General features: G+C 44.8%; 18 protein-coding genes. 11 read left to right on the top strand and 7 right to left on the bottom strand.

Translation table 11 applies throughout. The features are described from left to right. Positions 1-94: 94 nt before the first annotated feature. The gene (locus tag HLM86_RS02670) at positions 95-1,360 is read right to left on the bottom strand and encodes a DUF945 family protein (RefSeq protein WP_170882027.1); all 1,266 of its coding nucleotides are present in this window, start codon (positions 1,358-1,360) and stop codon (positions 95-97) included. A 439-nt stretch (positions 1,361-1,799) separates the two neighbouring features. Here HLM86_RS02670 and HLM86_RS02665 point away from each other — a divergent pair, with 439 nt between their 5' ends. Continuing rightward, positions 1,800-2,354: a hypothetical protein gene (locus HLM86_RS02665; RefSeq protein WP_076584919.1), complete on the top strand. Its 555-nt coding sequence runs from the start codon at positions 1,800-1,802 to the stop codon at positions 2,352-2,354. Positions 2,355-2,424: 70 nt separating this feature from the next. Here HLM86_RS02665 and HLM86_RS02660 read toward each other — a convergent pair whose 3' ends face one another. Then, positions 2,425-3,009, bottom strand: a complete 585-nt coding sequence (locus HLM86_RS02660; protein ID WP_170882028.1) for a TfoX/Sxy family DNA transformation protein — start codon at positions 3,007-3,009, stop codon at positions 2,425-2,427. Positions 3,010-3,365: 356 nt separating this feature from the next. On the opposite strand from HLM86_RS02660, the gene HLM86_RS02655 reads away from it, so the two are divergent. The 7 genes from HLM86_RS02655 (at position 3,366) to HLM86_RS02625 (ending at position 11,081) form a co-directional block, all read left to right on the top strand. Next, entirely contained in the window at positions 3,366-4,286 is a 921-nt protein-coding gene (locus HLM86_RS02655; RefSeq protein WP_076584923.1) for an HDOD domain-containing protein, read from the top strand. A 27-nt stretch (positions 4,287-4,313) separates the two neighbouring features. Then, on the top strand, positions 4,314-5,219 hold the full coding sequence (locus HLM86_RS02650; RefSeq protein ID WP_170882029.1) for a LysO family transporter: 906 nt from the start codon (positions 4,314-4,316) through the stop codon (positions 5,217-5,219). Between the two features lie 112 nt (positions 5,220-5,331). Next, complete coding sequence (locus tag HLM86_RS02645) at positions 5,332-5,847, top strand: hypothetical protein (RefSeq protein WP_076584927.1); 516 nt, start codon at positions 5,332-5,334, stop codon at positions 5,845-5,847. 131 nt (positions 5,848-5,978) lie between these two features. Continuing rightward, the gene (gene panP, locus HLM86_RS02640) at positions 5,979-7,625 is read left to right on the top strand and encodes a pyridoxal-dependent aspartate 1-decarboxylase PanP (RefSeq protein WP_076584929.1); all 1,647 of its coding nucleotides are present in this window, start codon (positions 5,979-5,981) and stop codon (positions 7,623-7,625) included. A 275-nt stretch (positions 7,626-7,900) separates the two neighbouring features. Then, complete coding sequence (locus tag HLM86_RS02635) at positions 7,901-8,755, top strand: MurR/RpiR family transcriptional regulator (RefSeq protein ID WP_076584931.1); 855 nt, start codon at positions 7,901-7,903, stop codon at positions 8,753-8,755. 208 nt (positions 8,756-8,963) lie between these two features. Then, positions 8,964-9,227, top strand: a complete 264-nt coding sequence (locus tag HLM86_RS02630; protein ID WP_076584933.1) for a GrxA family glutaredoxin — start codon at positions 8,964-8,966, stop codon at positions 9,225-9,227. 171 nt (positions 9,228-9,398) lie between these two features. Beyond that, complete coding sequence (locus HLM86_RS02625) at positions 9,399-11,081, top strand: aspartate:alanine antiporter (RefSeq protein ID WP_076584935.1); 1,683 nt, start codon at positions 9,399-9,401, stop codon at positions 11,079-11,081. A 67-nt stretch (positions 11,082-11,148) separates the two neighbouring features. Here the strand turns inward: HLM86_RS02625 and HLM86_RS02620 are convergent, their stop codons facing one another. The 4 genes from HLM86_RS02620 to HLM86_RS02605 form a co-directional block, all read right to left on the bottom strand. After that, positions 11,149-11,826, bottom strand: a complete 678-nt coding sequence (locus tag HLM86_RS02620) for an ABC transporter permease (protein WP_076584937.1) — start codon at positions 11,824-11,826, stop codon at positions 11,149-11,151. A gap of 3 nt (positions 11,827-11,829) precedes the next feature. After that, on the bottom strand, positions 11,830-12,570 hold the full coding sequence (locus tag HLM86_RS02615) for an ABC transporter permease (protein ID WP_076584939.1): 741 nt from the start codon (positions 12,568-12,570) through the stop codon (positions 11,830-11,832). Positions 12,571-12,669: 99 nt separating this feature from the next. After that, on the bottom strand, positions 12,670-13,440 hold the full coding sequence (locus tag HLM86_RS02610; RefSeq protein WP_076584941.1) for an ABC transporter substrate-binding protein: 771 nt from the start codon (positions 13,438-13,440) through the stop codon (positions 12,670-12,672). 56 nt (positions 13,441-13,496) lie between these two features. Beyond that, complete coding sequence (locus tag HLM86_RS02605; RefSeq protein ID WP_170882030.1) at positions 13,497-14,267, bottom strand: ABC transporter ATP-binding protein; 771 nt, start codon at positions 14,265-14,267, stop codon at positions 13,497-13,499. Positions 14,268-14,912: 645 nt separating this feature from the next. Here HLM86_RS02605 and HLM86_RS02600 point away from each other — a divergent pair. The 3 genes from HLM86_RS02600 to HLM86_RS02590 all read left to right on the top strand — a co-directional run bounded on the left by HLM86_RS02600 (position 14,913) and on the right by HLM86_RS02590 (position 20,187). After that, positions 14,913-16,454 carry a DUF3360 family protein gene (locus HLM86_RS02600; RefSeq protein ID WP_170882031.1) on the top strand — a complete coding sequence of 514 codons (1,542 nt, stop codon included), beginning with the start codon at positions 14,913-14,915 and terminating at the stop codon, positions 16,452-16,454. Positions 16,455-16,742: 288 nt separating this feature from the next. Next, positions 16,743-19,019: a formate C-acetyltransferase gene (gene pflB / locus HLM86_RS02595; RefSeq protein ID WP_170882032.1), complete on the top strand. Its 2,277-nt coding sequence runs from the start codon at positions 16,743-16,745 to the stop codon at positions 19,017-19,019. Positions 19,020-19,185: 166 nt separating this feature from the next. Continuing rightward, the gene (locus HLM86_RS02590; RefSeq protein ID WP_170882033.1) at positions 19,186-20,187 is read left to right on the top strand and encodes a lipid A deacylase LpxR family protein; all 1,002 of its coding nucleotides are present in this window, start codon (positions 19,186-19,188) and stop codon (positions 20,185-20,187) included. Here the strand turns inward: HLM86_RS02590 and HLM86_RS02585 are convergent. After that, positions 20,184-22,064: a methyl-accepting chemotaxis protein gene (locus tag HLM86_RS02585; RefSeq protein ID WP_076584950.1), complete on the bottom strand. Its 1,881-nt coding sequence runs from the start codon at positions 22,062-22,064 to the stop codon at positions 20,184-20,186. The genes HLM86_RS02590 and HLM86_RS02585 overlap by 4 nt on opposite strands. Positions 22,065-22,241: the final 177 nt, after the last annotated feature.

Genomic DNA, 22,241 nt, shown 5'->3' with positions numbered 1-22,241 from the left:
ACGTTTTAAGGCGTATAAAAAGTAACAAAAGAGGTCTTAGAGACCTCTTTTGCTCGAATCATGGATAAATTTAACTTATCGCTGCATCACTGCATCACTGCATCACTGCACCAAATAGTATCGCCATCAGCGGAATTTTCTGACCACTTTCAAACACTAGGTTGCCTTCTTTTAACTGCGCTTGAATCTGATAACCTTTATCCGTTTTACTGGCAAACTTCATCATTACCGCGTCTTCTACACCTTGCTTAATGAACGGATATTGCTCAACCAAACCACCTGAGAAAGAAGCCCCTAAATCACCAGTCAAATTTTGCAGCACAGCCATAGGATTCTGCGTCACACTATTGGTTCCTTCTGGGAGCGTCACCTTTATCTGCCCCTCAAATTCACTATCATTACCGAAGTTGACTGCCATCTTGTTAAGCGATAAGTAAAAACCTTTTTCAATCAGAGTTTCCACAAATGGGATCACTTTTTCACTCTCCTCTGGACCTAATTTTGAGCTGCCTTGGTAGACCTCCAAAATATTCTCAAATGAAACGCTATCAAGATCACCCAACTCAAAATCAACCACCACATCGTTGGCTGTACCTTGTGGCATCACAATTTGCTCGACCGTCGATACATGCTGGCTGTGAAGTCGCTGCGACGTCTCATCTATTGACGAAGAAAGCAGATACTGACCATTTTTAATCGCCAGCATTGTATTTTGCTGAGCATCTAAGATCGACATCTCTGCCATGTTGATTTCCTGCTCACCTAACCAGAAACTATTCTGTTTCCGGCCGAGACCAGTACCCGACATACCTGACAGAAGCATTTTTTCTCCGCCAACAAAATCGATTTCAACAGAGGGGATATCTAGGTCAAAGCTGACTTCACCCAACACACTGACATGACCTTTCAATATTGATGGGGTCACTGACACCATGACGCCCTCATCACCCTGAGTAGATTGATGCCAGTTGTCGAGATCCAAGGTGTAATCTGTGTTGCCGTTGAGTTGCGTGACTGTCGTAAGCGTCAACGGAAGCTGTTCCAAATTATCCAATGTTGATACCGCTTTGAGACTCAAGATGCCATGAGAAACGTGGCTGTTAACAATAATCTCGGTTGGTAAGTCGTCACTTTCTAATTGACGTACAAATTCTGGATCCAGAATGGTGTAACGTGTTTGGACGTCGGAAGAAAGGTAGCCGCGTTCATAGCGAACAACCTCCGCTTTCAACACGTCACTACTCATATTACCAATACTATCATTAATGACATTTTTTCCAATTTGACCGACTGCCAGTGGCCAACACACAACCAAGGCTATTGCGCCACCAATAGCGCCGTATTTTTTTAACTGATGCATATGTTTATCTTTATTTATCTTCGTTGGGTTAATTTAGACAGTTTACACCAAAAAACATTGAGATAAATCAGGGTAAGTAATACTTTACAATACTTTAGACGCGATTGCGCACGCATTGACCTTAGGAGAAAGCAGCGGTGGATAGCCACCCTTAAAAAGACGTCAATTATTATGAAGGCCATCAACGACGTCTTGCCGCGTTTCCCCATCGGCACTCACTGACGCAATGAGTCACTCTCGTCAACAATCATCAAGGTTGGCAAGCCATATTTCCTAAACCTATTCATAGCGGCTCAGTTTTTGCATTAATATAAAAGATCGCCAAAACAATGACATTTTAGTAGTGTATGACTACAACTATGCATTAGGATGATTTGATAATAGCTGCGTTCAAATGCAACTAAACAGGGAAATTAACAAGAATAGGTTTTTCTTTCGTATGCGTAAAACAATCTTAGCCACAGCCCTCGTGCTCGCAACTGGTCAAGCTTTTGCAGAGACCGACACAAATAGTCAATCCGTTATGAGTAATTTCAGCTACGATCATCTGGAAGCTCGTATTGGTGCCAGTCCTGTCACTTTTGGTGTCGCCGTAAGTAAGTCTATCCACCCCAATGCCCATGTTATTGGGCGTATCGACTCTGAATTTGAAGGTGATTACGATACCGCCGCAGGCTTTGGTTTCCACGCTCCCATCAATAATTGGGCCGACTTCACTGGAGAAATGCTTTTACGTGTTGTCGACTATGGGGGTAAAGGTGGTAAGGGAACCGATACGGGTATGGAACTCAACTTAGGTGTCCGCCAATGGCTTGGTCCTCAATTGGAAGTCGGTGGCAAAGGTGGGTACGTTTCCATTGATGACAATGACGACTGGATCGGCAGCGCCTATGTTCGTTTCCATTCCACCGAACTCTTTTCCGTCGGCGGGGAAGTAAGAATTAACGACTTTTATGGTGATCAATTGATGTTCACTACTCGCTTTAAATTCTAAGCAAGTTGACTGAATCCAAGTAGCCAAGGGCGAGTTGCCTTCGGCTATTTGGTTACTTCGTATCCGTTATTTACTCAGGGCAACCTTTAAGCAACTCTTGTTTACGTGGTTCCTGAATCAGTTTCCAATGTATCCCTTCAATCGCACCAGCAAATTTCCAAAGAAGTCTAACGTCTATATCGTTTCCATAAATAGCCTTTACCTTAGAAAAAACTTCCGGTGCCCCTAGCTCGACAAAAGTATCGACATCATCGACACCTGCTTTTTTAACCATTCTTTCGAGCGTGAGCTGCATGTTGGGCAAGTCACGCAAACGACGACTTGCCGACGACTTTTTAAAATGCCGTTGAGAGACCGCAACATTGATCGCAGCCTTAATAAGCTCATCTAGGCTCGCACTTCGGTGTTGAAACAATTCCGAGATATCATAGTAGTTTACGGTGGCAATCGTCTGCTTCTTAACATGACGATATTTGACACAGCCTAAGGATGTCAACTGAGCATCCAAATGACGGCCCCCACGAATAAACACTTTGTTCGCACTAATGAGCGCAAACATAGCTCCGTACTTAAACACCCCTACTCCACCAAACATAGAACGCTTTTGGAAAAAACCGAACTTTCTGACGTAATTGATAAATTTTTGCTCTGTCATCTCTATTGATCCTTCTAATCATTACCCCGATTATTTGTGATCACCAGATAGCAGCAGTTATAAGCGATAAAGTTGAGTTCAGCCGACAGGACTATGCTTTATAAGTGTATTTTTTATGTCGACGACAGCGAACGAATATAAATGGTAGTTAAGCTTGTTGCTTATGTCTGTGCAGATATCACACTGATACAAACTAAATGGGAATAAAAATGGAATGGATATCACGGAATGGCCTATTTGGTACTCTACTGTCAAAAATACATCAGGCGGTAACGCTCATTTGGTAGCTCAATAATTTGCATATTAGTTAGCAAGAACGTTAAACTGTTAACTGATGACTATTTAGCTAACAAAGAATGAACCACCTATCTTTTTACTGGTTACCCGAAAATAACGAACTTCTGATTAGAGGCATTGAATCAGAGTTCTCATCTTTAATTGAGCTGGCGATCAACTCAGGTAAAGTGACTCTACCCCCTATACCAGATGTCGTACTGAAAATTCAAAAGTTGTGTACTCACGACGCCACAACCATCTTGGATGTCGCAGATAGTTTACTCGAAGACCCCGGCCTTGCCGCTGTTGTGATTCGAGTTGCGAATTCCGTCATATTTAACCGACGCAATATTACCTGCACTGATCTTGTCACGGCCGTTTCACGCCTTGGCATCCTTCGAGTCAGAGACATCGTTACCGCACAAGCCATCGAGCAGTTAAAACATTCTGTCAACTTGAGTCGCGGCTGCAATGACATTTTGATTAATAGTGCTCATGACTCAAGAGAGTTAGCGGCAACCATGGTGATGGTCGTAAAAGGATTTAAAGAGTCCAATGATCCAAGGTACAACAATCTGGAAACAGACAAAGCACTGTTAACTGGACTGTTAGCCGATATAGGCTTGTTTTGTATCGTCAATGAGTACCACCTCTATCTTGAGCAAGGAAACTATTTGGCCGAAGACATCGCTTTTCAAATTTTCAGCAATCAATGTACTAATGCCAGCAAACTGGTCTTGGAGAAATGGGGATTTGATGCTGATTTTCTCGAAGTGGCGTCCAATCAGCCAGTGCAGCCCAGTACAGTTGACGTCAGTTACATCGATGTCGCCCGCATTGCAAATCATATCCTTATGTTTCGCAGACAAGACGATGCCATTGATGACCATACGGTTGAATTTGACGTTACTGGTGCCGATATACTCTATAAACTCAGTAACTTAAGTGATATCGACTTCAATTTGCAAATTAATGAACTGATCAGTGCTAGTGGTCTGTAGCCCCACCGCCATTAAATAGGACCCAACATGTTTTCAGGGATCGTTTTTATTTTTGCACCACTGATGGCGGGCTATCTGATTTCTGTCACTCAAGCCACTCAGCTCGATTTAATCAACACAGCGACCTCTAAGCTTATCTATGTAATTCTCGCTCTAATGGGGCTTAGCCTCGCTGCACTGGACGACCTCGGGCAAAACTTACAGACGATCATTCAATACGTTAGCGTGTTCTTCATCTGTTTAAGCATCAGCAATCTCGCGGTTCTTCCTTTCGTCGACAAGCTTCTTCCAGTCCAAACGGATGCGAAGCGAACCAAACTGCCATTATCTGAAATGGCCATCGAGTCAGTCAAATTGGTGTTGGTCGTGGGGAGTGGTCTTGTCGTCGGTTTGATGCTTCCGTTCAGTCTCAGTTGGGTTGATAACGCCAGCGAATGGATCTTATTTGCTTTACTATTTTTGATTGGAATTCAGTTAAGAAATAGTGGTTTAACCCTGCGTCAAATACTCGTCAATAAGCACGGTATGATTATCGCGCTCATCGTCATTTCGACATCAATGCTTGGCGGAGCGCTTGCGGCTCTCGTGCTCGATATTGATCTTTTTCGGGCACTGGCAATGGCGTCTGGGTTTGGCTGGTATTCTTTAGCGGGCATTTTAATGGGTGACGCATTCGGTCCCGTATATGGAGGCGCCTCGTTTTTAATTGAACTTCTCAGAGAATTGATGGCCTTAGTCCTCATTCCACTAGCGATTCGCACGAGACCCTGCACTGCCATCGGCTATGCAGGGGCAACGGCTCTCGATTTCACTCTTCCAGTGATTCAAACTACGGGTGGCGTTCGTTGTGTGCCGATTGCGATTGTCAGCGGTTTCATACTTAGCCTTCTAGTCCCCGTAATGATGCTTTTCTTTGCGTCTCTTGCTGGCTAGATCGCATGATTTTAGCTTAAAATTCATTATATTGAGGCTCAATAATCACAGTTAATTTAGCGCCCTCTAATGTAAAAGAAATTAGAATAACTATTCTTCATAAGGAAATACTATGACACGTCTACTGATTGCTTTGTTACTTGGGGCAACCTCATCGATGGTTACCGCAGCGGACAATACCTGCTTATCCAAGAAATACGATGCGTATGTTGATGCTTCTCTTCACTGGTATGAAGATTTAGCAGAACTTACATCAGAACAATATCCTGATCTTAAAGAAGTCAGCGAGTGGTTCCTCGAAGGGCGCAAGCATCACTTTGAATTAAGTCGTGCTGCGGTCCATTACTATCTTGAAAAAGATCCCTCCAAAGTGGCGACAGCACAGCCCGTTGAAGCTTGGCTACAATTGGAACAAAAAGACATTAAAACACTGGCTTCTAGAAGTGATACTTTAGGCCAGTTGGCAAAAGTAACCTTCAACGATCGACAATCGGCTCCCCATGAAAAGAATTATGACCTGCGTTCAGCCTTTGCCGATCTATTGAGCCACCCAACGAAAATTGATTCAGCGCTAAACCGTTATAATCAAGCAATCAAAGAGTTGGAAAAACTTTCTTGCGATTCCTAATCATGTGCCGCTACGTTGGTAGTGGCCCATTGAATTAGTGACACCAAAATTGGACAATTAGAACAAGACTTTGCTTTCAAATTCGTTTAAATTGTCCCGCTGCAACAAAAAGATAAGAGCAATAAAGCGGTATGGTATCGGAACACAAAACGGCTGATGTGAGTCTCGAGAGTTTACTCCGGATTTTCACTGTACCTGAAGGGCCAGATTCAACATTGACCAAAATTGAAGAGAAACTGTCGAGGAATCTCAATCAATTTCTGCGCGAACATATTGTCGCTGAAGAAAAGCCGTTGCGTGAGATTGAAAAAGATTTCTCCTACGCTTCTCTGCCCGAACAACCTGAGTTTGTCTCCGAGCACACCCAACATCTGCTTGATACTTTGGTTTCGCAGTCTGTACACACCTCAGCACCCAGCTTCATTGGCCACATGACCTCGGCACTTCCGTACTTTCTCATGCCCCTGTCAAAAATCATGATCGCGCTTAACCAGAATTTAGTAAAGATCGAGACATCAAAGGCTTTTACGCCTTTAGAGCGTCAGGTGTTGGGCATGCTTCATCGTCTGATCTACCAACAAAATGACGCTTTTTACACCCAATGGATGCACAGTGCTAATCATTCACTTGGAGCATTTTGCTCTGGCGGGACCATTGCAAATATCACGGCCCTGTGGGTTGCAAGAAATAATGCCTTACGCGCGCAGGGACGGTTTAAAGGTGTGGAAAAAGAAGGCCTGTTTAAAGCCATGAAACATTATGGCTATGACGGTCTAGCCGTATTGATATCCGAACGCGGTCATTATTCCCTCAAAAAAGCGGCGGATGTACTCGGTATAGGTCAGGAAGGGTTGGTCTTAGTTAAGACAGATTCAAAGAATCGTATTTGTCCACAAGCGCTCCGAGAAAAAATCACCGAACTCAAACACAACAACATTAAGCCTTTCGCCGTGGTCGGTGTCGCCGGCACAACCGAAACGGGGTCGGTCGACCCTCTCTCTGAGATGGCGGACATCTGTCGTCAAGAAGGTTGCCATTTCCACATTGATGCAGCGTGGGGCGGTGCAACTCTGATGTCGAATAACTACCGTCACCTTCTTGATGGTGTCGAGTTAGCTGACTCCCTGACTATCGACGCCCACAAACAGCTGTACATCCCTATGGGTGCAGGCATGGTCTTGTTCAAAGACCCGGATGCAATGAAATCTATTGAACACCACGCTCAGTATATCTTACGCCAAGGTTCCAAAGATCTTGGCAGTCACACATTGGAAGGCTCTCGCTCAGGCATGGCCATGCTTGTGTACGCAGCGATGCATATAATCAGTCGTCCGGGGTACGAACTCCTAATCGACCAGAGCATTGAAAAAGCCAAGTATTTTGCCGCTTTAATTGAAAAGCAAAGTGATTTCGAGCTGGTGTCAGAACCTGAGTTATGTATACTCACCTATCGCTACCTCCCAGCTAACGTTCTGTCAGCACTCGAACAAGCGAACGATGAGCAGAAGTTACAACTTAACGAACTGCTCAATGAACTGACCAAGTTTATTCAAAAACGCCAGCGGGAAACTGGAAAATCCTTCGTGTCTCGAACTCGACTGAACCCAGTTCAGTGGAATCGACTTAATACGATTGTCTTTCGGGTTGTCTTGGCAAACCCGTTGACAGGACATGATATCTTGGGTCAGGTTTTAGATGAACAAAGGGATATTGCCCAGCAGGCACCAAAGTTACTCGCTAAAATTCAATCGGTCACACAACACATTCAAGACCATTGAAAATTTCTTTCTGAAAAGCGGTAACTGGCACAACATTACACGTCACATAGAGAGAAAACGAATACCTATACGCGCGTTTTTGTCGTTTTGACTCAGTTTAGTTTGAGGCTTGTCATATTCTCACTCATTGAACTGTATAATAATTACTGTAAACCTTTTGCTTAGGTTTATACTGGGGCCGTGGCACTGGATAGTATTGCCATTAGGTGACGACTTGTTGCCACTTTTATATCAAGTATATCCAGTGAGTGGTTCTTTATACCCTCGTGAACACTATGAATACATTAGAAAAAGTACAGAAAAATCTAGAGAATTTCAGTAAGTCAGAACGAAAAGTCGCTGAAGTGATCATGGCATCTCCTCAGACAGCTATCCATTCTAGCATCGCGACATTGGCAAAAATGGCCGATGTCAGTGAACCTACCGTCAATCGCTTTTGTCGGCGTCTAGATACAAAAGGTTTCCCTGATTTCAAACTTCACCTTGCTCAAAGCCTTGCGAATGGCACCCCTTATGTCAATCGCAATGTCGAAGAAGATGATGGCCCCGATGCCTATACCCATAAAATCTTCGAATCAACCATGGCTTGTTTGGATGTAGCGAAAAACAGCCTAGATGCGATGCAGATTAATCGCGCTGTCGATCTTCTCACTCAGGCAAAACGAATCTCATTTTTTGGCCTTGGCGCCTCTTCAGCCGTTGCCCGCGATGCGCAGAACAAGTTTATTCGTTTCAACATACCCATTACCTGTTTTGACGACATAGTCATGCAGCGTATGAGCTGCATTAACTGCACTGACAACGATGTCATCGTACTGATTTCACACACAGGTCGTACTAAAAGTTTGGTTGAAATTGCTAATCTTGCGCGTGAAAACGGTGCCACTGTGATTGCGATTACCGCCAAAGACTCCCCTCTGGATAAAGCGAGTTCCCTTTCGATCTCTCTCGATGTACCCGAGGATACCGATGTCTATATGCCAATGGCTAGCCGAGTCGTACAGATGACAGTGATTGACGTACTTGCAACAGGTTTTACCCTTCGCCGAGGTTCAGGTTTTAGGGAAAACTTAAAGCGAGTCAAAGATGCCCTTAAAGACTCTCGATACGACAAACTTTCTCAATTTTAAGTAAGAGGAGCGCTGGCGCTCCTCTTTTTGACTGTACCAACACCGCTATAAATCACATCATTACTCGCCATCACGAGTGTCGACTTCCAACAGAATGGGCAAAATCACAACAATAGGTTCTACCTATCAAACTAAGAGGCTATTGTGACTTTATTTTCGGCTACGGATCGGGCATAGTTGCATCCATCAGATTAAGGAGAAAGACATTATGTTCGTCGTTATTTTCGGTCGCCCGGCTTGCCCATACTGTGTTCGTGCCAAAGAGCACGCTGAGACATTGAAAGAGAAGCGTGACGATTTCAACTACCGATACGTTGATATTCATGCTGAGGGTATTTCAAAAGCCGACCTTGAGAAAACAGTCGGCAAACCAGTAGAGACCGTTCCTCAAATTTTCATCGACCAAGATCATATTGGTGGCTGTGATGAATTTGAAGCCTACGCAAAAGAAAATTTGGGCCTATTTGACTAATCAAGTAACCAATCATTAAAAAAGCCGCATGATGCGGCTTTTTTAATGTCTGGCATTCACCTAACAATTTCAAAACTATGTCAATAATGAAAAGTTTCACTTATCATTTTGCATTATTAAGTTACAATTCCCACAATTATCTTATCTATGGCACTGACTTAAGAATTGCCCGTGAATATCGACGTTGTATTTTTGCTTGAGCAAACCCCTATCCTTCTTATTTTTGTCGTCCTTGCTATTGGCTTAGCCATTGGTAAAATTCGCTTTGGTAACCTTCAGCTTGGCAACTCAATTGGTGTGCTGCTTACCTCTTTGGTCATGGGACATTTAGGCTTTGACTTTAATGCAGATGCATTAACTATCGGCTTTATGCTGTTTATTTATTGTGTGGGGATCGAAGCCGGTCCGAATTTTTTTGGTATTTTTTTCCGCGATGGAAAACATTATTTCATTCTGAGCATGGTGGTCCTCACCACAGCGCTGACCATTACCTACTTTGCCAGCCATAGCCTTGGGTTAGACTTTGGTTTGTCTGCTGGCATGATGGCAGGCGCACTCACTGCAACCCCTGTATTGGTGGGTGCTCAAGATGCGCTCAACTCGGGTCTGGCAACCATACCGAGCGACATGGACATTTCTCAGGTTATCGAAAACCTTTCTGTCGGCTACGCCATGGCGTATTTGATTGGTTTAATTAGCATGATTGCCTTCGCTAAACTTTTGCCTAAGCTACAAAAGCAAAACCTCTCCGACTCAGCCCAACAAATTGCTCAGGAAAGAGGGCTGGGTCGCTCAGGACAACGCAAAGTTTACCTTCCTATCATTCGTGCCTACAGAGTCGGCCAAGAGTTGATCGACTGGATAGATGGAAGAAACCTTCGTGAACTTGGGATCTATCGTCAAACGGGTTGCTATATCGAACGAATTAGGCGAAATGGTATCCTCGCTCATCCTGATGGGGATGCTATCTTACAACAAGGCGATGAAATCGCTTTGGTTGGTTTCCCCGATAGTCACGCGCGACTCGACCCCAGCTTTAGAAATGGTAAAGAAGTCTTCGACCGTAATTTGCTGGATCTGCGCATTGTGGAAGAAGAAATTGTTGTCAAAAGTGACTCTATTGCAGGAAAGCGTTTGTCCGACTTGAACTTATCAGAATACGGCTGTTTCCTAAATCGTGTGGTTAGAGCGCAGATTGAGATGCCAATGGACTTAGATATTGTTCTCGCTAAAGGTGATGTGCTTCAAGTCAGTGGAGAGAAAAGTCGTGTCCACGGCTTAGCCGAAAAAATTGGTTTTATTTCGATTCATAGTCAAATGGCGGACCTGCTGGCTTTCTGCAGCTTCTTTATCCTTGGGATTTTGTTTGGCCTTATCACGATGTCTTTTGGTCAAGTCTCGTTTGGTTTGGGCAATGCCGTCGGGCTATTGCTCTCGGGCATCACTCTGGGCTTTCTACGCGCGAATCACCCAACATTTGGCTACGTTCCACAGGGGGCACTGAATATGGTCAAAGATCTCGGACTAATGTTCTTTATGGTTGGTATTGGGCTGAGTGCGGGCGGTAAAATGTTCGACTACCTCGCGCAAGTTGGACCTCAGGTTATCGGGCTCGCATTTTTAGTCAGCGTTGTGCCAGTAGTATTTGCCTATTTGGTTGGGGCCTACGTACTGCGAATGAATCGAGCGCTTCTTCTCGGTGCTATCATTGGCGCAAGAACCTGTGCCCCAGCGATGGACATCGTCAATGACTACGCTAAATCCACAATACCTGCTTTGGGTTATGCTGGCACTTATGCGATTGCCAATATTCTAATGACGTTAGCAGGGACCATTCTGATTATATTGAGCTGACTCCACTGACAAAAAAGGCTTCCATTATCTAGAAGCCTTTCCTCGCCCAAGCAATCTCACCAATCATTTATTTTAGCGGCCTCAAATATGCGAGAAAACGCTTCTCTGCATTTTTAAAACACCACAAAATAATAAAGGTAAGGGCCATATAAAACAGGCCTGCCGTCACGAATGATTCGAAGGGTGCATAGTATCGCGAGTTAACCAAACGTGCAGCGCCCGTTAAATCCATAATAGTAACAATACCCGCCACCGCACTACCATGAAGCATAAAGATCACTTCATTACTGTAGGCGGGCAACGCTCGCCTAAGTGCGCTGGGCAATATAATTCTTTGGTACGTCTTAAACAGACTCATTCCGTACGCTTTCGCCGCTTCAACTTCCCCCCTTGGTAGGCCATTAATTGCACCTCGAATAATTTCTGAGGTGTAAGCTGAAGTGTTAAGAATAAAAGCCACCAATGCACAAAACCACGCATTTTCCCAGAGAGTATCTTTTACCGCGATAAATTGATCCATACCGTAATAAATCAAATACAACTGCACAAGTAGGGGCGTACCTCGAAAAAAATAAATGAACGCCCAGCTAGGCGCACTCACAAAAATAGATGAACTGTTGCGCGCGATCGCCAGAGGTATAGCGACCATCAAACCTATTATCAAAGACAAACTCACCAACCAAACGGTCGTCCAAAGACCGTCTAGGTAAATAGGCATACTTTCAATAATCAGTGTAACGTCCATTTGTTACCTCGCATGAATACTAAATTTACGCTCTACAAGCTTAAGTAACCCTGTCGATACGCTGGTAAAAAATAGAAATATGACGGCAACCGTCATGTAAAAAGTGAAGGGCATTTTAGTCGAGCCTGCGGCCAGTGTGCTGATTCGTACCATGTCTTCCAATCCAATAATCGAAACCAACGCCGTTGTTTTCAATAACACCAGCCAGTTGTTGCCAAAACCTGGCAAAGCATGTCGAATCATCTGAGGCAGAAGGATGCGTCTAAAAGCCAGTAGAGGACTCATTCCATAGGCTCTTGCCGCCTCCAGCTCCCCCCTATCTACAGCCATGATCGCACCACGAAAAGTTTCCGCCATATAGGCACCAAAAATGAAACCAATCGTTAAAATTCCAGCGACAAAAGGGCTGACATCAACGTAATCAGGCAGGTAAGCGGTCCATTCATGATTCGCATCACTAGCCGCAAACCATTCATTGAGGGACTCATTGATGGCATAAAGACTATTGTTGAGCAATATCTGTCCACCAAAAAAAATCAACATCATCAACACAAGATCGGGGATGCCACGAATGACCGTGGTGTAAAGTGTCGCTATCGCCCTTGCCCATCGATATGGCGCCAATTTTGCCAAGGCTCCCAGCATTCCCAGCGCAACGGCGAGTAACAGCGAAAGCAAGGCCACTTCTATGGTTACCATCGCCCCTTTCAATATTGAGGCCTCATATCCTTGTAAATCGAGCATAAGTGAGTTCCTGATCTCTAAAGCACTATGACTTGACCTTAGATAGAGTTCGACCGCGGGCTACCTCTGGAAAAAGAACCCACGGTCGAACGTTAATATTTACTGGCCATACACATCATAATTGAAGTACTGAGACGCAATCTCCTGATACACACCCTTTTCACGAAGTGAGTCGATGGCGGAATTGAGTTTTTGGGTCAAATCTTTGTCTTGCTTGCGTACTGCAATGCCAAACCCTTCACCAAACCATTTTGGATCGGTCAATGATGGGCCAACAAACTCATAGTCTTCACCCCCAGGCTTATTGAGCATTCCTTCTTCAAGCGCAGATGCATCACCTAAAACTGCCGCCACACGGCCATTGGCAAGGTCAAGATAGGCTTCATCAAAAGAGCCATAGCGAACGATTTCAATCTTGTCACCATAATTATCCGTTAGATACTTATCATGAGTCGTCGCACGCTGAACCGCTATTTTCTGACCATTTAGGTTGTCAAAATCTAAGTTCGCCCCTTTTTTAGCAATAAACTTATTTGGGATTAACGCGTATTTTCCCGTGAAGTCTATTTTCTTTTTTCGTTCTTCAGTGATCGACATCGCCGCGATAATGGCGTCGTATTTACGTGCAAGGAGCGAAGGTATAATGCCATCCCAATCCTGAGCGACAATTTTACATTTTACTTTCATTTCCTGACATAGCGCATTAGCCATATCAACGTCAAAACCTTTTAAAGAACCATCAGATTCAGTCCAACTAAACGGAGGATAAGCACCTTCAATACCAAAACGAACTGTCTTCCAATCTTTCGCCTGGACCATGCCTGTTGCTGTACTCGCAACCATGGCAGCAACGATTAACCACTTTTTCATTTCCATACTCCTGTAATTGATATTTCTTCTATTGGAAGCTTGCATTAGGTGCTAGCTCAATAAATCGATGAGATGAACTGTTTGAGACGTTCTGACTCTGGATTTGTGAATAGCTTAGCAGGCTCGCCTTGCTCTTCCACTCGACCTTGATGTAAGAACATGACATGATTCGAAACATCACGTGCAAACGCCATTTCATGTGTCACAACTAACATAGTGCGCCCCTCTTCGGCCAAATCTCGCATCACCCCAAGCACTTCTCCAACAAGCTCAGGATCTAAGGCAGAGGTAGGTTCATCAAACAACATAACCTCTGGATCGACGGCCAGCGCACGTGCAATCGCTGCTCGTTGCTGCTGGCCTCCGGATAAGTGCCCAGGATAGTAATCTTTACGTTCATAAAGTCCGACTTTTTGAAGCAGCAACTTGGCATTCTTAATGGCTTGTAATTTAGGCACACCCAATACATGGACAGGCGCCTCAATGACATTTTCCAACACCGTAAGATGTGACCAAAGGTTGAAACCCTGAAAAACCATCGCCAGTCTCGAGCGAATGCGCTGAACCTGCTTTTCTTTCGCTGGAACGGCTTCACCTTGACGATTGGTTTTCATTTGAATTTTCTCACCGTTAACCCAGATCTCTCCGGATGTCGGCGTTTCAAGCAGATTAATGCATCTCAGAAAGGTACTTTTCCCCGACCCAGACGAGCCAATGATGGAAATCACATCCCCTTTATGTGCTTCAAGCGAGATACCTTTTAAGACTTGATTCTGTCCAAAGGTTTTGTGAAGTTCATTAATGTCCAGCGCGGGTACATCACTCATGCACTCATACTCCTTGATGTTATTATTCTAGCCAGCAAACCACACGGTATAGTCGTTAGCTAACAGCTGGGGTCCCCCACATTTGGCTTCAAATTAGCACTACGCCAAACAACATGCAACAAATTATCAACCTTAAAAAGCAGTATATCAAGACGATATATATGATTAAAAATGCACTTTATGGCTACTTTTTCTAAAAATGCCGCATAAAAAGACTTTTTACCCACTCCTTCACCCGAACCTATTGTTAACATTTTTGTAAAATACCTGATCCACCTCAATAATTTTATCAATACTCTACCTTATCGATACTGGCCTGAGAGACGTCGAGTAGAAAAAAGTCTCTCAAAGACAATAATTTTTCATTTGCGTACCTATTCATCGAGATAACTCAGAACATTTTGTAATTTTATTACACATCGATTCATTGACTGATCTAAATCAATCTCTGGCGATAAACAGCACGTTACACTCCAAAAAACAAAAAACTCAATAAGAAGATTTTGCTTTTTTTCGCTCAGTCAAAACCAATACCGTTCAAGTGACGTATCGACATGCAAAGCGAAATCAAGAGGTAAAAGTGGCCACTTTATTATTGCCATTAGCGCCCCAGAGAATGAACAACGATAAAATGTGAGGACAACTATGACAGACGCAATCACCCCCCTTGATTCAGATTTGGACAATCAAACCTATCAGGAGCGACACCTTCCAGCACGCCAATTCTCCAGTCGAAGCGACTACTTAAACCATGAGCTGCAGATTATGAAACCTCGCCGCTTCGGCTTGAACCTACCAGGACGTGACTTTCGTTTCGAGTTGGAAGATCTGGTCCCTGCTTTGGCTGGGACTATTGGTATTATCGCCATGTATTCTGCCGTCATGATGTCTTGGGCTGAAGGGCTAACAGAGGCTTGGCCGCATATCCATTTGGGCAAAGACTTTGCTATCGAGGTTGCGCGGGTAGAAATGCTCATTCCCGCTTTTCTATTTTGTATCTTAGCTTCTGGGTTCATCAACCCCAAGGCGAATCTGGCCGGTAATCATGGGCCGATGATCCCACTGATTGGAACCATCGCGTTAGCGGGTGCACATCCGCTTGCCCTCGCGATTTTGATTGGTGTATTCGGGCTGCTTCTTAGCTTTTTCAAAGGGGGGTCGAAACTCGTCAACCTCACCTCAGAAGGAACAGCAGGTGGATTGCTTATTTTTCTCGGTTTAACCGGCACCGTTAGTCAGATCGAATCTATCCAACACTGGGCCATCAATCTGAAATCCTCCACGATTGAAGCTGGCAGCTTAGGTTATGTGGGTCTGATCGTACTCACGGTAACGGTATCGCTTTATGCGGTTTTGGCAAAAATGAACAAACGCTGGTTAGCGATCCCCGTGTGTGCTTTGGTTGGCCTTATCGTTTCATTAAGTTTGGGGGCTGGTTTTGATATTCAGTTTGAAACGTCAATGGGATTACCTAACCTAAACCCTTTCTATTGGTGGGGAAGTACTGATCAAGGCTGGATGCTTGGTTTACCGAACATGGCGCATTTCATTGCATCGTTGCCTTTTGCAATTTTAGCGGTCGCTATGTGGTCTCCTGACTTTCTTGGCCATCGTATCTTTCAACAATTGAACTACCCCAAAAAAAGCGAAAAGGTCCTTATGGATGTCGACGATACCATGACAATGTGCTCACTTCGCCAAATGGTGGGTACCGCCGTCGGCGGTGGCAATATTACCTCATCTTGGGGAACTTACATGATTCCTGCCGCGATCGCCAAACGCCCGATTCCCGCAGGCGCCATTTTGCTTGGCGTCATGGTCATGGTCATTGCTGTTTTGGGGTTCCCAATGGATATTGCTGTTTGGCCGCCTGTTATGCGGGTCGCTTTGCTCGTGGGGGTGTCACTCCCCTTACTTGAGGCGGGTATGCAAATGGTCAAAGATTCCAAAGGTTCACAAGCCGCGGGCATTTGTATTTTCGCTTCCGCTATCGTTAACCCAGTCCTCGCTTGGGCATTCACTATGTTGTTAGATAACAATGGCCTCATCGGTGACAAACAACGTGCCGCGCGCCTCTCTCTTATCGACAGAATTGTGGTCCCTGCTGGCGTCCTAGTGATTTGTATATTAGCGATGTTCGCCGTCGGTATGCTCGAGGGCCAATATGGTGTTGAAGCTTGGTTGTAAACACTCAACCTAACAAAAGTTTGTTTTGTTTCCTCTAAGCGGCCTCTTATTCGATGTTTTATTGATTTAGTTTAAGGTTTGCAGTTTTTTTTAAGTTTATTGTTTAAGTCAGTGAGCGAGGAAACAAGAAATCTCGATATCAATCGATTTGCTAGAGGTGCTTGTCGCACCAAACAAAGACGATACATATGGCAATTTCTTAACAATATACTGAACCCTATTGTGGGGCCATAAGCTGACATAAAAGCTAGGTAGTAATTGTTTTTTATATAAAAAGGTAGGTATTTCATGGCACAACAATTGACTAAAGCTTGGCAAGGTTTTAATCAGGGTGATTGGCAAACCAAGGTGAACGTTCGTGATTTTATTCAAAATAATTACACACCCTATGAAGGAGATGAATCTTTCTTAGTTTCGGAAGCTACTGAAGCGACAAATCAGCTTTGGGCTAAAGTCATGGAAGGTATTAAACAGGAAAATGCGACCCACGCACCGGTCGATTTTGATACCTCTGTGATTTCAACGATTACCGCTCATGAAGCGGGCTACATTGAGAAAGACCTCGAAACCATCGTGGGTTTGCAGACCGATGCCCCACTTAAGCGTGCCATCATCCCTAACGGCGGTATACGCATGGTCGAAGGATCGTGTAAAGCTTACGACAAAACGCTGGATCCTCAACTATCCAAAATATACAGCGAGTATCGTAAGACACACAATGCAGGTGTCTTTGATATCTACACTCCCGATATTTTAAAGTGCCGTAAATCTGGTGTGCTTACCGGTCTTCCTGATGCCTATGGACGCGGACGCATCATTGGCGACTATCGTCGGGTTGCCCTTTACGGTATCAATCGCCTAATGGAAGACAAGCTGGAACAGTTCGCCTCTTTGCAAGAACGTTTCGAGAACGGTGAAGATCTTCAGATGACGATGCAACTTCGTGAAGAAATTGCAGAGCAACATCGTGCACTCGCTCAGATGAAAGTGATGGCAAGCAAATATGGCTACGACATCTCTTACCCAGCACAAACAGCGCAACAAGCTATTCAATGGACTTACTTTGGTTATCTCGCTGCGGTCAAATCTCAAAACGGCGCGGCGATGTCTTTGGGGCGTACGTCAACTTTCCTCGATATTTACATAGAGCGCGATATTGCCGCGGGCAAAATCAATGAAATCGATGCGCAAGAAATGATCGATCACTTTGTGATGAAATTGCGTATGGTTCGATTCCTGAGGACGCCAGAGTATGATGACTTGTTCTCAGGGGACCCAATTTGGGCAACGGAATCGATGGGCGGCATGGGCCTTGATGGACGAACGCTTGTCACTCGATCTAACTTCCGTTTTCTTAACAGTCTATATACGATGGGGCCTTCTCCAGAACCAAACATTACCGTACTGTGGTCTGAAAAGTTACCTACTGGGTTTAAGAAGTTCTGTGCAAAAGTGTCTATCGACACTTCATCCATCCAATACGAGAACGATGACCTAATGCGGCCAGACTTCGAGTCTGACGACTATGCCATTGCTTGTTGCGTTTCCCCCATGATTCTTGGCCAACATATGCAGTTTTTTGGTGCACGAGCCAATTTGGCAAAAACGCTGCTCTACGTGATTAATGGCGGGGTTGATGAAAAATTAAAGATCCAAGTCGGTCCTAATATGCCGAGAATTTCTGATAAGGTGCTCAACTTTGATGACGTTTGGAACAAACTTGACCACTTCATGGACTGGCTAGCCAAACAGTATGTGACCGCTCTCAACAGTATTCACTTTATGCACGATAAATACAGCTACGAAGCGGCGCTCATGGCACTGCATGACAGAGATGTCCAACGTACCATGGCTTGCGGCATTGCCGGTCTTTCAGTCGCTGCGGACTCATTGTCAGCCATAAAATATGCTCAGGTCACCCCCGTACGTGATGAGGATGGCATCGCTATCGATTTCGACATCAAAGGAGACTACCCGAAATTCGGCAACAATGACGCTCGCGTTGACGACATCGCTTGCCAACTTGTCGAAAGCTTTATGAACAAGATTCGTCAACTAAAAACCTACCGTAATGCGGTCCCGACTCAATCAATCCTAACGATTACGTCCAACGTCGTTTACGGAAAGAAGACAGGAAATACACCCGATGGTCGTCGTGCAGGAGCCCCATTCGCTCCAGGTGCCAACCCAATGCATGGCCGTGATGGAAAAGGCGCTGTCGCATCCTTGACCTCAGTGGGCAAATTACCCTTTGCTCATGCAAAAGATGGAATCTCTTACACATTCTCCATCGTGCCAAACGCGCTGGGCAAAGAAGAGGATGGACAACGAAGAAATCTCGCCGGATTGATGGATGGCTATTTTCACCATGAGGCAGGAATCGAAGGCGGCCAGCATCTCAATGTGAATGTGCTGAACCGCGAAACGTTAGAAGACGCCATCAAGCATCCAGAGAATTACCCGCAATTGACCATTCGAGTCTCTGGCTATGCGGTGCGTTTCAACTCACTAACCAAAGAACAACAGCAAGACGTAATTGCGCGCACTTTCACTGACGCTCTTTGAGGCCCTGATACCCATTAAAAATCTCAAGCTCTGGTTCAATGAACCCGGGCTTTTTTTGTCTCTAAATGAAACGCTTCACAGTCCGAGGCAAAAATCCTTCTCAAAAATCTACAAAGGAAAAGATATGGAGTAGTATTTAGATGGAATTTATAAATGATCTAATAAAATGAATCTATTACGTGCCCTTATCGTGCTCGTTTTTGCCACTAACGCAAACGCGTCTGAACAATCAACCGTGTCGTTTTCAATTGACAATGACGGCATATTTGGCGTTGACCAAGACTACACTAACGGTCTGTTTCTTACCTATACATCGGGAGCGGTTACCCCCAACTGGCTTACTGAGCCACTCAGCCTCTCCTTTTGGGGCGGTGCTGCCTTAGACAAGTATGAATTCACCCTTGGCCATAAGATGTATACCCCTTCTGAGATTGACGCGAGCATTCCCTTAATCAATGAGCGTCCTTATGCTGGGTATCTGCACACAGAATTCAACTACATCAGTCTTCATCCTCAGCAAGCGCAAAGAATTAATCTGACCTTGGGGAGCGTCGGAGAAAGTTCCTTGGCCGAAGAGGCTCAGGATATCGTCCATGGTATCATTGGATCAGATGAGCCCAACGGCTGGGCTTATCAAGTGGACGATAAGTTTGTCGGGAGCATTGGCTACCTTAGCCACTTTGCTCTTTGGCGCGACGTATTAGCGGCCAATACAGACTGGGAAATCTCTAACATTTCTGAGCTTAATGCGGGTAATTTTAGAAGCGATATTTCAACGGGTTTTATGTTTCGGTGGGGCGTCGATCTGGCCGGCAACATGGGCGCTGCCAATATCGACAACGAAAATCCGTTTCGGGCGGGTATGCTGGGGGCATCGAAAACAGGCTGGTTTATCTTCGCGGGTTTAGAGGCCCGTTATCGATTCAATGATATTACCATTGAGGGTGACCGCTCAGGGGTCAATGACTATGCGATACGTAATGGGCAAAGCCCAAGCATATACGACGTCACATTGGAAAACCAACAAGCCAGCGCCGTGACTGGATTTGCTTGGTACAACGCCTATTTTGGCGCCACGTTAACGGCCACAGCTAAAACGCCAGACTACGAAGAAGCGAAAGAGTCCATTTACGGTACAGGTAGCCTATCGCTCTACGCATTTTTCTAAATAGTGAATCGTTGGCAGTCGCTACTCAAACTGCCTGCTCGCTGTTCAACCAATTGACTGACCGAGCGTAATTGCTCACTGTTGTGTTCCAATTCTTTCATTGCACTGGACATTTGGGTCATATTGTTGGCCATTGACTGACTGGTTGAGGCCAGCTCTTTTATTGAAGTAAATATAGCATCCGTTTTTTGGGCCGCTTCGTCGGTTTTTTCCGTAATAGTGTGCAGCGCACGCATTGCTTCATGCCCACGCTCTTGGCCGGCTTTCATCGACGTTTCCGATTGACCAATATACTGAATGACCTCAGCACTTTCCTTTTTCATTGTTTCTATCGTATCCGAGATCTCCGCGACCGCATCTACCGTCCTGACGGCAAGGTTTCTAACTTCATCAGCGACCACCGCAAAACCACGCCCCTGTTCTCCTGCTCTTGCCGCTTCAATCGCCGCATTTAACGCCAACAAATTAGTCTGTTCGGCAATGCCATTAATAATGTCCATAACCGAATCCACTTTGGTCGACGCTTGCTCCAACTGCTGAATATGCCCAGCGGCAGAAGTCAGTATCGACGCGACGTCTTCAAGGGAACCGATAGCCGCCCCAATCACTTGAGAGCCTTTCTCCGCAGACTCTGTTGACGAACGACTGATCTCCGCGACAGACTCCAGTGAGTTTGAGACTTCTTGACTCGTGAGACTGACGTCTTCGGTCGCCGATGCCAGTAATTGTGTTTGTCCAAGCACCTCACTTTGGTTATGAGAAAGTAAATCCAAACCCTGATTCAGATCGGCCGCATTACCCGATAACGCCTGACTGTTTTCCTGAACTCCAGAGACAAGCTTGCCGAGACTTTGACAACTTTCATTAATGCTTTCAGCAAGCTGATTAAATTCATCGTTTGGGTTGTTCGTCAGACGCATTCTCTTCGATAGATTGCCCGACGACACATTGCCGAGTATTTCTCGGGTATTGCTCAGTGAGCGAGACAAAGAACGACTCTGCAAAATAAAGATAGCAATAGTGAAGACCGCCAAGACGATACAAGCCGCTAAAATAGACCAAAGCGTTTGTTCGGATGACTGCTCGGCCGAGCGTTGGTACTGCGTGCTTATCCTATCCAACTCAGTCGTCACCGTGGCAATCAACCGCGTAAGCTGAGATTTAGATGTAATCAGTTGTTGTTCAACCGCATTGAGCTTTTTAGACAATTCGCTCACACGGACAAAGGTTGCTTTAAACTGATCAATTTCTTTTTCATAGAGGTCAAGCATGGCGTATACATTGGACATGTTTTCAAACGTACCCATCGCTCGGTTAAATAATTTCAGGTTTTCTTGATTTGGCTGCAATAGATAATTTTGCTGAGATTTGACCATCGCCTGAAAGTCAGAATTGAGGGACACCATACCCGTTTCAGCGATCTTCTGTTCAATCACGTTAGCCAGTGTTTTCAGTTGACCGAGTTGACCTTCATCGATATTGAATCCAAGCTCCTGCTTTAAAGTTAGCCATGGGTTGACGGCCGCTTCAAACTCTCCAATACTCTGGCTCAATTTGTTCGCCTCACCACCCATATTTACCAGAGTAAGAAACGAGACATCTTTGTTGACATCTACAACGATTTGCGCAATATCTTGCTCAATTTGGCCGACCTGAGCACCCATCAAGTTGTCCAATTCACTGCTAACAGTAAGAATTTTACTTTGCGTTTGATAAATAGAGATAGCGCCTGCGGAAATATCAGCACTAGAGTGATATTGGTTACTCATATGGGCCAACCTAGAAGAAGTAAACACCGCGAGCGAGACAAAACCAACCGTAAGAATCACTAAAAAAGCGGTAACCTTTTGCTTTCGAGATAATGCCAATATATCCATAAAGAATCCTTATCATCAAATGGAGTGATAATCCGCCTCATGTGCCTATTCATTGTTTATTATACAACCATATCCGACTAAAAATGTTAGAACCACGATTAGGCGCTTGGCCCACCCTTGAGATTATCTTGCACTATCCTCCCATGAACACTATTTAAACCCTACTTTTTGTAATAA

Source organism: Vibrio ostreicida (assembly GCF_013074385.2).
Classification (GTDB): domain Bacteria; phylum Pseudomonadota; class Gammaproteobacteria; order Enterobacterales; family Vibrionaceae; genus Vibrio; species Vibrio ostreicida.
The sequence above is the reverse complement of the archived record's forward strand: the minus strand, read 5'-3'. Positions and strand labels throughout refer to the sequence as shown.

Excerpts from the sequence above, each read along its gene's own strand:
- HLM86_RS02670 (WP_170882027.1), bottom strand. The coding sequence starts at position 1,360 with ATGCATCAGTTAAAAAAATACGGCGCTATTGGTGGCGCAATAGCCTTG.
- HLM86_RS02665 (WP_076584919.1), top strand. The coding sequence starts at position 1,800 with ATGCGTAAAACAATCTTAGCCACAGCCCTCGTGCTCGCAACTGGTCAA.
- HLM86_RS02660 (WP_170882028.1), bottom strand. The coding sequence starts at position 3,009 with ATGACAGAGCAAAAATTTATCAATTACGTCAGAAAGTTCGGTTTTTTC.
- HLM86_RS02655 (WP_076584923.1), top strand. The coding sequence starts at position 3,366 with ATGAACCACCTATCTTTTTACTGGTTACCCGAAAATAACGAACTTCTG.
- HLM86_RS02650 (WP_170882029.1), top strand. The coding sequence starts at position 4,314 with ATGTTTTCAGGGATCGTTTTTATTTTTGCACCACTGATGGCGGGCTAT.
- HLM86_RS02645 (WP_076584927.1), top strand. The coding sequence starts at position 5,332 with ATGACACGTCTACTGATTGCTTTGTTACTTGGGGCAACCTCATCGATG.
- panP (WP_076584929.1), top strand. The coding sequence starts at position 5,979 with ATGGTATCGGAACACAAAACGGCTGATGTGAGTCTCGAGAGTTTACTC.
- HLM86_RS02635 (WP_076584931.1), top strand. The coding sequence starts at position 7,901 with ATGAATACATTAGAAAAAGTACAGAAAAATCTAGAGAATTTCAGTAAG.
- HLM86_RS02630 (WP_076584933.1), top strand. The coding sequence starts at position 8,964 with ATGTTCGTCGTTATTTTCGGTCGCCCGGCTTGCCCATACTGTGTTCGT.
- HLM86_RS02620 (WP_076584937.1), bottom strand. The coding sequence starts at position 11,826 with ATGGACGTTACACTGATTATTGAAAGTATGCCTATTTACCTAGACGGT.
- HLM86_RS02615 (WP_076584939.1), bottom strand. The coding sequence starts at position 12,570 with ATGCTCGATTTACAAGGATATGAGGCCTCAATATTGAAAGGGGCGATG.
- HLM86_RS02610 (WP_076584941.1), bottom strand. The coding sequence starts at position 13,440 with ATGAAAAAGTGGTTAATCGTTGCTGCCATGGTTGCGAGTACAGCAACA.
- HLM86_RS02605 (WP_170882030.1), bottom strand. The coding sequence starts at position 14,267 with ATGAGTGATGTACCCGCGCTGGACATTAATGAACTTCACAAAACCTTT.
- HLM86_RS02600 (WP_170882031.1), top strand. The coding sequence starts at position 14,913 with ATGACAGACGCAATCACCCCCCTTGATTCAGATTTGGACAATCAAACC.
- pflB (WP_170882032.1), top strand. The coding sequence starts at position 16,743 with ATGGCACAACAATTGACTAAAGCTTGGCAAGGTTTTAATCAGGGTGAT.
- HLM86_RS02590 (WP_170882033.1), top strand. The coding sequence starts at position 19,186 with ATGAATCTATTACGTGCCCTTATCGTGCTCGTTTTTGCCACTAACGCA.
- HLM86_RS02585 (WP_076584950.1), bottom strand. The coding sequence starts at position 22,064 with ATGGATATATTGGCATTATCTCGAAAGCAAAAGGTTACCGCTTTTTTA.